The sequence below is a fragment of the Synechococcus sp. H55.9 genome, from assembly GCF_047462355.1.
In the GTDB taxonomy this organism is placed as follows: domain Bacteria; phylum Cyanobacteriota; class Cyanobacteriia; order Thermostichales; family Thermostichaceae; genus Thermostichus.
In genome coordinates this window covers 14,143-27,171 of sequence record NZ_JANSJB010000005.1, presented here as the reverse complement: position 1 = coordinate 27,171, position 13,029 = coordinate 14,143, and the positions used below count along the sequence as shown (strand labels likewise).

General features: G+C 59.5%; 9 protein-coding genes. 5 read left to right on the top strand and 4 right to left on the bottom strand.

Annotated features, from left to right (window positions below):
- Positions 1-863 precede the first annotated feature (863 nt).
- Entirely contained in the window at positions 864-1,124 is a 261-nt protein-coding gene (locus NW857_RS01415) for a ferredoxin-thioredoxin reductase variable chain (RefSeq protein WP_414334953.1), read from the top strand.
- Here the strand turns inward: NW857_RS01415 and NW857_RS01410 are convergent.
- Positions 1,121-1,594, bottom strand: a complete 474-nt coding sequence (locus tag NW857_RS01410) for a phycobilisome protein (RefSeq protein WP_414334952.1) — start codon at positions 1,592-1,594, stop codon at positions 1,121-1,123. The genes NW857_RS01415 and NW857_RS01410 overlap by 4 nt on opposite strands.
- A gap of 263 nt (positions 1,595-1,857) precedes the next feature.
- Between NW857_RS01410 and ftsH the strand changes: the two genes are divergently transcribed.
- Positions 1,858-3,774, top strand: a complete 1,917-nt coding sequence (ftsH, locus tag NW857_RS01405; RefSeq protein ID WP_414349016.1) for an ATP-dependent zinc metalloprotease FtsH — start codon at positions 1,858-1,860, stop codon at positions 3,772-3,774.
- 186 nt (positions 3,775-3,960) lie between these two features.
- Here ftsH and glgP read toward each other — a convergent pair whose 3' ends face one another.
- From glgP to NW857_RS01390, 3 genes are all read right to left on the bottom strand, one after another.
- Entirely contained in the window at positions 3,961-6,162 is a 2,202-nt protein-coding gene (gene glgP, locus NW857_RS01400) for an alpha-glucan family phosphorylase (protein WP_414367766.1), read from the bottom strand.
- A 411-nt stretch (positions 6,163-6,573) separates the two neighbouring features.
- Positions 6,574-7,770 (bottom strand): SpoIID/LytB domain-containing protein, encoded by a 1,197-nt coding sequence (locus tag NW857_RS01395; protein WP_414349018.1) that lies wholly within the window; start codon positions 7,768-7,770, stop codon positions 6,574-6,576.
- A gap of 269 nt (positions 7,771-8,039) precedes the next feature.
- A complete protein-coding gene (locus NW857_RS01390) occupies positions 8,040-8,567 on the bottom strand; it encodes a nucleoside deaminase (RefSeq protein ID WP_414334948.1) in 528 nt (175 codons plus the stop codon).
- A gap of 199 nt (positions 8,568-8,766) precedes the next feature.
- Here NW857_RS01390 and NW857_RS01385 point away from each other — a divergent pair, with 199 nt between their 5' ends.
- The 3 genes from NW857_RS01385 (at position 8,767) to NW857_RS01375 (ending at position 12,584) form a co-directional block, all read left to right on the top strand.
- Positions 8,767-9,981 (top strand): HhoA/HhoB/HtrA family serine endopeptidase, encoded by a 1,215-nt coding sequence (locus NW857_RS01385; protein ID WP_414367764.1) that lies wholly within the window; start codon positions 8,767-8,769, stop codon positions 9,979-9,981.
- A gap of 150 nt (positions 9,982-10,131) precedes the next feature.
- Positions 10,132-10,941 carry a polyphosphate kinase 2 gene (gene ppk2, locus NW857_RS01380; protein WP_414334955.1) on the top strand — a complete coding sequence of 270 codons (810 nt, stop codon included), beginning with the start codon at positions 10,132-10,134 and terminating at the stop codon, positions 10,939-10,941.
- A gap of 44 nt (positions 10,942-10,985) precedes the next feature.
- On the top strand, positions 10,986-12,584 hold the full coding sequence (locus NW857_RS01375; protein ID WP_414334946.1) for a protein kinase domain-containing protein: 1,599 nt from the start codon (positions 10,986-10,988) through the stop codon (positions 12,582-12,584).
- Positions 12,585-13,029 lie beyond the last annotated feature (445 nt).

Here is a 13,029-nt window from a genome sequence, read left to right as displayed (position 1 = left end):
TCCAGGGATCCCGATGGAGAGGGCAAATCTTGCGCCATGTCGGAGGACAACTGAACCTTAAAGTTACAGTCAAAAAAGTTGTAAAAAGTTACAGTCAAAAAGTTGTAAATAGTATCGCGGCCAGGAGCCTTTAGCCAGAACCAGACAAAATACTTAGAGGTAGTTTTAACTCTAGGTAGCTGATGGTTTTAACCTAACTTTAATCTCATAATTAAGAGTACCACGTCGAGTAAAGAAGTTTTGGGTCTTGACATGAATCTTTACATCTATTCACTATTTAAACTTACTATCCAACTAATTTATGTTGGTTTATGGACTGAGACCTCAGGAACAAGTTAAGCTCTTAGCTTGCTATTGAAGGTAATTTTCAGCCCTAGGTTTCGACTCTTACACCTTATCGAGATTTTGCCTTTGTCTAAAAAGGGACAATCACCATCTTGTTGCTCTGTTTTTTTCAAGCATCCTTGCTTCATCGGCCTAAGCTTCAACTGGTTTGATTGAAGACAGATTTGACGGATTTTGTTTGAGCGGCTGCCAGCTTGCCTGAGATCGATCTGTGCCGCTGAGGCGATCCCTTCCAGCCCTCCGACCTCTGAGAGGGGAGTTGGGAAGCGGTCCGGGCAATGACCGTGCTCTTGGATCGGCTGGAGTACAAGGAGGGATCCCTTCGCTTAAAGTGGGGCTTCCTTCGGCTAGGCTCGTGGCTGGAGCTTGCGGAAAGATGCTCGCTCCACTCAAAGAAAACAAAAACTCCTGTGGTAGTTTCCACATACTTCTTCATATCTTGAAGACTTGCTTAGAGATTGAGCTAGAGTGTTCTCAGTCAGTTTCTCTGGTGGGCCACTTTTTGGGGAGGAAAAGACATGAAAGTTGGAGATCGAGTGCGGGTGCGTACCAGCGTGATCGTCTATCACCACCCGGAATATCGCAATCAACCTTTTGACCTCAAAGGCATGGAAGGGGAGCTGAAGGCCGTGATTCAGGATTGGAATGGCCGTCCGATCAGCGCCAATTTTCCCTTTCAGGTGCAGTTTGGCAACAAGTTCCGGGCTCATCTGCAGGCCGATGAGCTAGAGTTGGTTGAGCCGGCCAACTCAGCAGAGTCTGCCGGGACGGCTGCCTAGTTGAGGCTCAGCAGCGTGCGGTTGGTTTCCAGAATCGGCCTGATCAAGTCGGCTTCCGCGGGGGTGAGGTAATTGGCCATCACCTCTTGCAGGAAGCGGTAGGTTGCCTCGCAACTGCGTTGGGTGCGGAAGGCCCGCATCAAGGTCTGAAACCAGTAGAGAAACCGCTCTTTGTAGCGTTGCTCATCGTCCAAGAGCATGGCCAAGGCGGAAAGGCGCAGCACCCGAACGGTGTCAGCTTTCCACTTGTTACTAAAGTCTTCCACCCCCCGCATGAGCAAGTAGGGATCCAGCGCGCGCATTTTCATCTCCACATCCCGGATAATCTGGGCTTCTGCCGCTTGAATCTTGCGATAGGCGCTCAGGCGTAGGTCAAAGGAAGCCAGGTAGGTTTCCATGAATTGCAGCTCCTCATCCCTGAGATAGCGCCCATCGGCAGCGATGCTCAGTTGGCGCAGTTGAGTCAGCATGGGGCTCCTTGGGCAAGCTGGAATGGGTGAGAATGAGAAAAAAACACCCCCCTTGGCTGACGGCACAGCCTGGGTCTTTTGATCCTATCCCTAAACTCCTCGCCAGAAGAGCAGGATTGCCGGGATCCTCGGCAACCCTCTCAGTCAGGTTAATATTAATTAACAGTCTGTTGTTGCAAGAACCTACTCGACCCCAGATTGTTACCTACGAGTGGCCATCTGCGAGTTCGATTCAAAAACACCCTTTGGGAGGAAACACTTCCGTGAGTCAGAAAGGTAAAAACAAAAAATGGAGAAGCGCGGGGTTGTATGCGCTGCTGGCCATCGTCTTGATCTCCTTGGCCACCACCTTCTTCGGCACCCGCCCGGCTGAGCGCCTGGAGATCAGCTACTCCGACTTGATCAGCCGCGTGGAACGGGGCGAGGTCAGCAAGGTTTTGGTGGAGACGGCCCCGGATGGTCGCCAAGTGGCCATTGCCGAGGCAGAAATCAACAACCGCGCCACCCAAGTGCAGGTAAATCTGCCCCCCCTTACTCCAGAGTTTGAAAACACCCTGGTTGCCAACGGGGTGGAGCTGGCGGTGCGCCCGGTTCAGGAGGAAGGGCTCCTCGGGCGCATTCTCAGCACCTTCTTCCTGCCTGTTTTGCTGTTGCTGGGGCTTTTTTTCCTGCTGCGGCGCGCTCAAAATGGCCCTGGCAGCCAGGCCCTCAACTTCGGCAAATCGAGGGCGCGGGTGCAAATGGAGCCGAAAACTCAAATTACTTTCAACGATGTGGCCGGTATCGAGCAGGCCAAGCTGGAGCTGGCAGAGGTGGTGGATTTCCTGAAAAATTCAGAGCGCTTTACGGCTTTGGGAGCCAAGATCCCGCGTGGGGTGTTGCTGGTGGGCCCGCCCGGCACGGGTAAAACCCTGTTGGCCCGCGCTGTGGCCGGTGAGGCGGGTGTGCCCTTCTTCTCCATTTCTGGCTCTGAGTTTGTGGAGATGTTTGTCGGGGTCGGTGCCTCCCGTGTGCGGGATCTGTTCGAGCAGGCCAAGCAAAATGCCCCCTGCATTGTCTTCATCGATGAAATCGATGCCGTGGGTCGGCAGCGGGGAGCTGGCCTGGGGGGTGGCAACGACGAGCGGGAGCAAACCCTGAACCAGTTGCTGACCGAAATGGACGGCTTTGAGGGCAACTCCGGCATCATCGTTATTGCCGCCACCAACCGTCCCGATGTGTTGGATGCGGCGCTGCTGCGGCCCGGTCGCTTTGACCGCCAAGTGACGGTGGATCGCCCTGATTTTCAGGGCCGTCTGGAGATCCTCAAGGTGCATGCCCGCGGCAAAACCCTGGCCGCCGATGTGGATCTAGAGAAATTGGCCCGCCGCACCCCTGGGTTTACCGGTGCGGATTTGGCCAACCTGCTCAACGAAGCGGCCATTTTGGCGGCCCGCCGCAACCTCACCGAGATCTCGATGGACGAGATCAACGACGCCGTGGATCGGGTGTTGGCCGGCCCGGAGAAGAAGGATCGCCTCATGAGCGAGCGGCGCAAGGAGCTGGTGGCCTACCACGAGGCGGGCCACGCCTTGGTGGGATCCCTTTTGCCCAACTACGACCCGATCCAAAAAGTGACGATCATCCCCCGCGGCCAGGCGGGTGGCCTCACCTGGTTCCTGCCCAGCGATGATGACATGGGGCTAACCACCCGTGCCCACCTGAAAAACATGATGACCGTTGCCCTGGGCGGACGGGTGGCCGAAGAGGTGATCTACGGGGAGTCGGAGATCACCACAGGGGCGGCCAGCGACCTGCAACAGGTGGCCCGCATTGCCCGCAACATGGTCACCCGCTTTGGCATGAGCGATCGCCTGGGGAATGTGGCCCTGGGTCGCCAATATGCCAACATCTTCCTGGGCCGGGAGATCGCCGCAGAACGGGACTTCTCTGAGGAGACGGCAGCCCTCATCGACGAGGAGGTGCGGCGGCTGGTGAATGAGGCCTACCAGCGGGCCACCTACCTGATTCGGGAAAACCGTGCCCTCTTGGAGCGCATCGCCCGCCGCTTGGTGGAAGCCGAGACCATCGATGGGGAAGAGCTGCAGGCGATCATCGACAGCTCTGAGGTGGTGATGCTGCCGCCTGAAAACGAGCCAGAGCCGCTGACCTTCCCGGTAACCCTCAACGCCAACGCCTAGGCCCCTCTCCTGTGCCTAGACCTGGGATCCCTGCCTTTTCCCTTGAGGAGGGCAGGGATCTCGATTTTTGCCTGATGATAGCCATCTCCCCTCTCCCTCTGGGAGAGGGGCCGGGGGTGAGGGCTCTCCCTCTGGGAGAGGGGCCGGGGGTGAGGGCTCTCCCTCTGGGAGAGGGGCCGGGGGATCCTAGCCGACCACAGCCGAACCTGACAAAGTCCGGCTCACCTCTGCTTCCAGGGGCTGAGGCTCGTAGATTTTCAACACGTACTCGGCCACCATGCGGTCGGTGTTGAAAACCGGGTTGAGGGTGCGGATCGCCTCCTTCATGCGGGCAATCCAGCGGCGCGGGATCCCTTGCTCGTCCCGCTCATAGAACATGGGGATCACCTCATACTCCAACAAATCGTAGAGAGAGTTGGCGTCCAAATCGTCTTGGGCAGCGGGATCCAAGCCTTCGATTTCTTGGCCGATGGCCCAGCCATTGCGGCCGTTGTAACCCTCCGGCCACCAGCCGTCCAACACCGACAGATTCAACCCCCCGCTGAAGCCCACCTTTTGCCCTGAGGTGCCAGAGGCTTCCAGAGGGCGTCGCGGGTTGTTCAGCCACACATCTACCCCCTGCACCAAGTTGCGACCGACATAGGCATCGTAATTTTCAATGAAGGCGACCCGGTTGGCCACCTCAGGGCGATTGGACCATTCCACCACCCGTTGGATCAGGCGCTTGCCCCCCTCGTCCCGCGGATGGGCCTTGCCGGCAAAGATAATCTGCACAGGATACTCTTTATTGGTGAAGATGCGGGTCACTCGCTCCAGATCGCGCAGGATCAAATCTCCTCGCTTGTAAGTGCTGAAGCGGCGGGCAAACCCAATCGTCAGGATCTTGGGATCCAACAACTGGTTGACCGCCTGGATGCGCTCATTGCTTTCGCCGCGGTTGCGCCGCGCCCGCAACACCCGGTGGCGGGTAAAAGACACCAACCGCTCCCGCAGGGCTTCCTTGCGCCGCCACAGCTCCTCATCGGGAATTTCTTCCACCTTGGCCCACAGTTCCGGATCCGACACCCGCTCCGGCCAGTCGGGGCCCAAGTACTGATCGTAGAGGTTCCAGAAGAGGGGGGAAACCCAGGTGCGGGCGTGCACCCCATTGGTAATAGAGCTGATGGGCACCTCATCCACCGACCGCTCGGGGTAGAGCACATGCCACATCTCGCGAGAAACCCGTCCGTGCAGCTTGCTTACCCCATTGGCCGCCCGCGCGTAGCGCAAAGCCAGCACCGTCATGTTGAAGGGCTCCCAGGGATCCCCGCTGCGACGAGCTCCCAAAGCCAAAAATTGCTCCCGCGTCAGGCCCAGTTGTGGCCAGAAGGAAGCAAAGAACGCATCCATCTCGTTGGGGCTGAAAGCATCGTGGCCAGCCGGCACCGGTGTGTGGGTGGTAAAGACACATTTTTCCCGCACCTTGGCCTCCGCCGCCTCAAAAGTCGTGCCCCGCGCCACCTCTTCCCGCAGCAGCTCCAAGGTCAAGAAGGCGGCATGCCCCTCATTCATGTGATAGACCATGGGATCCAGGCCCAACTGGCGCAGCAGACGCACCCCCCCGATGCCGAGGATACACTCTTGGGCAATGCGCGTGTCGGTGCTGCCCCCGTAGAGATGGGCGGTAATCCAGCGGTCGATGGGATCGTTCTCCTCCAGGTCGGTGTCCAGCAGCAAGAGAGGCACCCGGCCCACGTCCGCCCGCCAGGCGCGCGCCTTCACCAGCCGTTGCCGCATCGCCACTTCCACCAACAGAGGGCTGCCATCCGGCTGACGCACCAAGGTCAGCGGCAAAGACTCAAACTCGGAGTCTTCATAAAGCTCCCCCTGCCAGCCACTGGTGTCCAGGCGCTGCTGGAAATAGCCCTGACGGTAGAGCAATCCAATGGCCACCAGGGGCACTCCCAAATCGGAGGCCGACTTGAGGTGATCGGCGGCCAACATACCCAAGCCCCCAGAGTAGGTGGGCAAAGACTCGTGTAGGCCATACTCAGCGCAGAAATAGGCGATGGGGCGCTGCCAGTCGTAGGTTTTCATGGTGCGCTTGGCCCAGGTATCCTCAGCCGCCATGTACTGCCGATAGGACTGCACCATCCGGTTCAACGTGTTGAGGTAGTTGACGTCAGTAGCCAAGGCCGCCAGGCGCAAGTAGGAAACCTCCTCCAGCATGCGCACCGGGTTGTGAGAGGTTTTTTCCCACAGGGCAGGATCCATTTCCCGGAAAATGGTGAGATGATCGGGGTTCCAAGTCCACCAGTAGTTGCGGGCGATCTCGCACAAAGGGGTAAGCGCCTGCGGCAGCGCCGGGCAACGTTCAGGAAAAGCGGGGGCTAAGGTGGCAATGGACATAGGGCAGATACCTGAGGTTAAAGTTATGGGCTCGAAAAAGAAGAGGTAGAGGTCGATCCCGGTAAACGTATCTCAATTATTATTGAGCCGATCCTGAGGATCCGCAGAAGAGAATTCAAGATCTCTACAAAATCTTCAGGAGACGCAACTCAGCTTTTGCGGAGCTTTCCTCGATCTTGCCACAGTGGCGTGGAGCCCTCAAAAACAGCGACCACCAGCAGACCAGGTTTCGATTCCGCCAGACTCAAGAGAGGGTGCGGCATCAGAGTTAACAAGATCTGCAGAACCCCAACGAACTCTCAGGAAACTTCTCCAGAGCGATCAAAATGTTGCTACCCACAAACTCTTAAAAACTACAGCTACTTTTGCTACCAATCGGTTATTTTGTGGGTTTTTTCCCGAAGTTGAGCCCTAGCGTCCTTCCACCACGGCCAGGCGGGTGTTGCGGTAGTAGTGGCTGAGGATCTGTTGGTAGGAGTAGTTTTGGCTGGCCAGGGCGGCAGCTCCCCACTGGCTCATGCCTACCCCGTGCCCGTAGCCGCGCCCCTGGATCTCGAAGAAAGCCGGTGAGGCTGCTGCAATAGGGGTCAGGCTGGCTGTAGTGGCCGTCTCCCCGCGGGGGCTGATGGCGATCATCGTGCTGCGCAACCCCAGGGCCCGCCGGAATTCGCTGCCGCTGACGTCTTTGCTGCCTTGGGATCCCACCAGGCGCAGGGTGATGGCCCGTCCCCAGGGGGAGCTGCGCAGGATCTCGATGGAACGGATGGCTCCGATCCCGCCGGCCAACTGCTGGAGCTGCTGGGCGGGAATGGTAGCCGTCCAGCTAAACACCGGCGAGTGGTGATCGAAATCGGGCACCCCCTGCAAGTAGGGCCGCGATTCTAACCAGACATTCCCTGCATCATCCGTGTGCCCGCCCCCGGAGGAGTGGAAAACGGCATTGATCAACTGCCCCTGGTGGATAAGCACCTGTCCGGCGGTTTCGCGGGCTGCCGCTTGGGTGCGGTTGGATTCGGCGGCCACCCCTTTGTAGACCTGCCAATCGACGCCATTTCCCAAGTCAAAAGGCTGCTGGGAGCGACGACTGCGGTGGTAGAGGGCGTAGGTGCGGGAGGCCACCGCTTGGGCTTTGAGGGCCTCCATGGGAAAACGATGTCCCATCTCGCTGCCCACCACGCTGGAAACGTAGTCTTCCAAGCCAACTTGGTTGATGGCGATCACCCCACTCTCGCCGGGGATCAGCTCCACCCAGCCGCGGTACCAGTTCTGGTCGATGAACACCAACCCATCGGGGGTAGTGGGCTGTAGGTAAAGGCGTTCTCCCTGTTGGCCGGCCAAACTGACCGCCGAGCCTATCCGGCTGGCCTGCAGCGGCTGCATGGCCGGAACTTCGGCCAGTGGCTGTCCCTGGGCGTTCAACAGGCGGGCCGGGGCAGAGCTGCCAAGCCTGACCTGCGGCTTGTTGACGGCAATCCCCACCCGCAGCAGCACCCGCGCCTGCACCGGGAAGGCCAAACAGAGCCAGGCCCAGACCAGAAGGCCGATCCCCCTCAGCCAAGCCGAGGGCAGCGGAGACACAACCGGAGAGGAAAAGAGGGCTACACTCACACGTCACTCCTCTGGGTAGAGACCACCTATGAGCAGCGGATCCCCTGCCCACCGATGGGCGAGGAAGGGATCCACCAGAAAATCTACAAAGCAAGGCCTGAGAAGGCAGATCTCAAAACTCACCCGAAACTCAAGCCGCTGCCTGTCCTAGGGGATCCCGGCCAGCCGCTCGCGTTAGCGGGCCGGAGGCCTTAGCCGATATGACAGTATCAAAAACCTCTCGCGGATGCACGACTTCAAGCCGACCTTTTTGTCGCCCAAGTTCCCCATTAGGTTGCCAGGGGGATCCCCCGCCGGCGGCAAAACCACTGCTGCAACAAGCGACGACACTCGGCCTCGCAAACCCCGCCGATGACCTCTGGGCAATGGAAGCTGGCGGCAGAAGCAGGCACATTGAGCACGCTGCGCAGCGCTCCGGCCTTGGGATCGTCGGCGCCGTAAATCACCTGGGCCAACCGCGCTTGGCTGATCGCCCCCGCACACATGGGGCAGGGCTCGAGGGTGACATATAGCCGACAGCCCTGCAACTGCCAGTCGCCCAGGCGCTGCCCCGCCTGCCGTAGGGCCAAAATCTCCGCATGGGCGGTGGGATCCCGATCCCGTTCCCGCCGGTTGCCGCTCAGGGCCAACAACTCTTCCCCCGGCCCCACCACCAGAGCTGCCACCGGCACCTCCCCAGCTTCTCCTGCCCGCTCGGCTTCTCGCAGGGCCAACTGCATCCAGGCGCGGTGGCGCTGCCACGGATCCCGCCCCTGGGGCAACAAAGAGGGGAGCTTGCTCGAATTGCCGATCGTCATTGGGCGTTTGAGCACTGCCGTTGCCCGCCAGATTTGCTAAGTTAAGCGCAAAGCCCTTACCAATCTAGAGGAATGGGTGAGGGTGGGTAGAATAGACGTAAAGTTGGACTGGGCTGGCGTCAGTTGGCAGATTTGGCGCAGGTTCTTTCCATCTTCGCATTTGTTTTCTCGGCAATACGGCTTAGCTTTGGGAGGGATCATGGCGCGGATTCTACGGCAAACACTTCTGGCGATGGCTTTGTTCGGCGGCGGCGTTGCCGGTGGAGTCTGGCTGTCGTCTCGAGCGGGGCAAGCATGGCTGCAGCAAACTCCCCTTGCCACTTGGTCGCAGCGGGCCGGCGGGGGGGTGGGATCCCTTCTGCCTGAGTCTGCCTCTCCCGCCGATGCCGTGCGGCCTTCCAATTTCATTGCCGCTGTTGCCCAAAAGGTCGGCCCGGCGGTGGTGCGCATCGATGCCACCCGCACCGTAGCCAGCCCCATCGATCCCGAGCTGTTTAACCAGCCCCTGTTCCGTCGCTTCTTTGGGGGACAAATCCCGCAACTGCCGCAGGAGTTTCAGCAGGAAGGCACCGGATCCGGATTCATCATCGATGCCAACGGCCTCATCCTCACCAACGCCCACGTGGTAGAAGGCAGCGAGCGGGTTAGGGTTCATCTGCTGGATGGACGCACCTTTGAAGGGGAGGTCAAAGGCTCCGATCCGGTGACCGACATCGCCGTGATCCAGATCGAGGGCGAAAATCTGCCCACGGTTACCTTGGGCAACTCCGACCAGGTACGGCCGGGGGATTGGGCCATCGCCATCGGCAACCCGCTGGGCCTGGACAACACCGTAACGGCAGGGATCATCAGCGCCGTCGGGCGTTCCTCCGGGCAGATTGGGGCCACCAACAAGCGGGTGACGTTCCTGCAAACGGATGCGGCCATCAATCCCGGCAACTCGGGCGGCCCGCTGCTGGATGCGGAAGGTCGCGTCATTGGGGTGAATACGGCCATTTTCCAGCGGGCCCAGAGCGTCGGCTTTTCCATCCCCATCAACCGCGCCATGGAAATTGCCGAGCAACTCATCCGCAATGGCCGGGTGGAGCATGCCTTCTTGGGCATTCGCATGATTACCCTCAGTCCCGATTTGGTGGCCCGCCTCAACCGTGACCCGGCCCGCCCCACCCCGCTGACGGTGCAAGAGGGGGTGTTGATCGGGCAGGTAATTCCCGGCTCCCCGGCTGAGCAAATTGGCTTGCAAGAGGGGGATGTTATCACCGAGATCGATGGGCAAGCCATCCGCAATGCCGAGCAGGTGCAGCAGTTGGTGGAAGCGGCGGGGGTGGGCAAGACGCTGACGCTGCGGGTCATCCGCGACGGCCAGGCGCGCACCTTCCAGGTGAAGACGGGGGTGCTGCCGGTGGGCTCTTGAGCAGGTAGGCTGGGATCCTGGCCCCGACCAACCCCCTGGTCAGTCCAGTTTTGGAGCTGTTTTGTGATCCCCGAACCCCACCTTTCCTCTGAAACCCCTCTCTCTGAGGTGAAGCCGAACGTTAAGGGCAAAAAGAAGAAATGGCTCAAAATCGGCGGGATCTCGAAACCTGCCCCTGAGCGCCCCAAACTCTCCCGCAAAGATTACGAGCGAGCCTTGTTCCCGCTCAAGGTGGAGCTGGTGAAGCTGCAGTACTGGGTAAAGCACCAGGGCCTAAAGGTGGTGATCATCTTTGAGGGGCGCGATGCTGCCGGCAAGGGGGGCATGATCACGACCCTGACCCAACCCCTCAATCCCCGCGGCTGCCGGGTGGTTGCCCTGGGGGTGCCCTCAGACCGAGAGCGCACCCAATGGTATTTTCAGCGCTACGTGGCCCATCTCCCCGCTGCCGGCGAGATCGTTATCTTCGATCGCAGTTGGTACAACCGGGCCGGAGTCGAGCGAGTGATGGGCTTTTGCACCGAGGAAGAGTATCAGGAATTCATGCGCTCCTGTCCCGAATTTGAGCGCATGCTGGTGCGCTCCGGCATTATCCTTTTGAAGTACTGGTTTTCCGTGAGCGACGCAGAACAGGAGCGCCGCTTCCAAAAACGGGTGAAGGATCCGCTCAAACGCTGGAAACTCAGCCCCATCGATCTGGAGTCCCGCAACCGCTGGGTCGAGTATTCCAAAGCCAAGGACGCGATGTTAGCCCACACCAACATTCCCGAGGCCCCCTGGTTCACAGTGGAGGCCGACGACAAGCGGCGGGCCCGTCTCAACTGCATTCACCACATTCTCAGCAAGATCCCCTACGAAGACTTAATCCCTGAGGCGATAGAGCTGCCGCCGCGCCCGCCAGGAGAGCTCTATCGGCGGCCGCCCCGCAACGAGCAGTTCTATGTGCCGTCTATTTACTGATCCCCGTGACAGAATAGCCCTAGAGGCGGGGAGCGAGATCGCGTATGGCTTGGGCAGTTGGCGAAGAATTGCAGGGGGGGCGCTACCGCATCGAGGCCATTTTGGGGGAAGGGGGCTTTGGCATCACCTACCGCGCCTGGGATAGCGTCCGTGCTGACTATGTGGTTATCAAGGTCTTAAACGACAGCATCCGCGAGGATCCCGATTATCCCCGCTTCCAGCAAAACTTCATGAACGAGGCGCTGCAACTGGCCCGTTGCCGCCACCCCCATGTGGTGAAGGTGGAAGAGGTGATCTGGGAGCAGGATTGCTGGTGCATTGTGATGGAGTACATCCGTGGCCAGACTCTGCACCAGCTTTTGCGGCAAAAGGGGCCGCTGCCCCTGCCGGAAGCCCTGCGCCTGACGCGGGAGGTGGGATCCGCCCTCATGGCCCTGCACGAACAGGGGATTCTGCATCGAGACGTGAAGCCGGCCAACATCCTGGTGCGGGAGGGATCTGGGCAAGCGGTGTTGATCGACTTTGGGCTGGCGCGGGCCTACGCCCAAGGTCTGATCCAGCGCCACACCTCCTACGGCACCGATGGCTACGCCCCTCTGGAACAATACGACAGCCTACGCCGCCGCGGAGCCTTCACCGATGTCTACGCCTTGGCAGCGACCCTCTACACCCTGCTGACAGGAATGGTGCCCCTGTGTGCGCCGGTGCGGGCCACAGGCCGCCAGTTGGATACCCCCCGCAGCCTCAACCCCAGCATTCCCGAGATTGTAGAGGCCGCCATCCTCAAAGGGATGGCTCTCCACCCCGAAGAGCGCCCGCAAACCATGTCCGAGTGGCTGGCCCTGTTGCCGGCAGCGGTCTCTCCAGAAGAGAAGAAGCAGCCGGTTGCCTTTGAGCCGGCCCTTCGCACCCAGGATCTGCAGGAACTAGAGCAGCTTCTAGCCCGGCAACCTCAAGATGAGCTGGAACAGCTCCTGGCCCAGCACTCAGCAGAAGAGCTGGAGCAAATAGTGGCGCCCCCCACCCCTGCCACGATAAAGAAAAAAGAGGGGGCATCCGGATCCCTGGTTCCTTTTGAGATCTGTCCAGAAAGGCAAGGGAGCTGGGAGGGATCCCTGCCCGCTACTCTCCCCTGGCCAGACTGGGTGGGAGAAGCGGCTCCCGCCCTACAAGGGCTGTGGGATCGGCTGCGGGCCGGGCGGTGGGGGGAAGCGGATCGCTGGACGACGGCCCTGATGTTAAAGCTGGGCGGGCGATCCCAGGTGGGCTTTTTCGATCCCAAGGATGTTCAGGCTTTCCCCTGCCCGCTGTTGCGGCTGATCGACCAACTGTGGATGCAGGCCAGCCATGGGCGCTTCGGCTTCACCGTCCAGAAGCAGCTCTGGCAGGAGTGTGATCCCGAGGCGGGAGGCGGGATCAGATCGGGCTCCTTCTTGGCGTTGCCCCGCGAAGCGTGCATGGGAGAAAGAGTCGGCTGGCGGGTGCAGGGCCGCTGGTTGGGGTATGGGGAGCTCAAGACCAACCTGGAAGCACCAAAAGGTCACCTGCCGGTGGGCTTTCTCTGGGGCTACTCAGGTGGCCTGCACTCAGCCCTGTTGGTACTGGATCGAGCGGTGCTGAAAAAGCTAAAAGCCTGTCTATAAAAAAACTCCCCTCTCCCAAAAAGAAGAAGAAAGGCTAGGGGGGTCGCGTCAGCGGCGCAAAGCGCCTGGGGAGCGTCTTAATCGGGTTTGAAACGCAACGACTCCCGAAAACAGGACGACAGTCAATGCCCTCGGCCTGCAATCGTCTTAGATACGGGAGTGCCGCAATTGGAGGAATTTTGGGTGGTGCCGTTTGCATTCACCGCTATTTTTTTGTGGGCGACAATAGACAGAAATTGCCCCTATCTAGGATAGATTTTGCCATCCCAGTCCTAGCCAAACCTTTCATATTCAAACTTTCAAAGCCAATTATGTCGGATTTTTCGAGTAACTGAATTGCGGTTTTGTAGTGAAAAGCTTGCCTTTGCCCAGCCCTTAAACCTAGGCTTCCCCAATCGCCTTGCCAAACTGTCTTTGTCGATACACCCTGCTGGCTCTACAGTGG

Bases quoted from the DNA above. Each gene is read 5' to 3' on its own strand.
- NW857_RS01385 (WP_414367764.1), top strand. From the start codon at position 8,767: ATGGCGCGGATTCTACGGCAAACACTTCTGGCGATGGCTTTGTTCGGC.
- NW857_RS01415 (WP_414334953.1), top strand. From the start codon at position 864: ATGAAAGTTGGAGATCGAGTGCGGGTGCGTACCAGCGTGATCGTCTAT.
- NW857_RS01390 (WP_414334948.1), bottom strand. From the start codon at position 8,567: ATGACGATCGGCAATTCGAGCAAGCTCCCCTCTTTGTTGCCCCAGGGG.
- glgP (WP_414367766.1), bottom strand. From the start codon at position 6,162: ATGTCCATTGCCACCTTAGCCCCCGCTTTTCCTGAACGTTGCCCGGCG.
- NW857_RS01375 (WP_414334946.1), top strand. From the start codon at position 10,986: ATGGCTTGGGCAGTTGGCGAAGAATTGCAGGGGGGGCGCTACCGCATC.
- NW857_RS01410 (WP_414334952.1), bottom strand. From the start codon at position 1,594: ATGCTGACTCAACTGCGCCAACTGAGCATCGCTGCCGATGGGCGCTAT.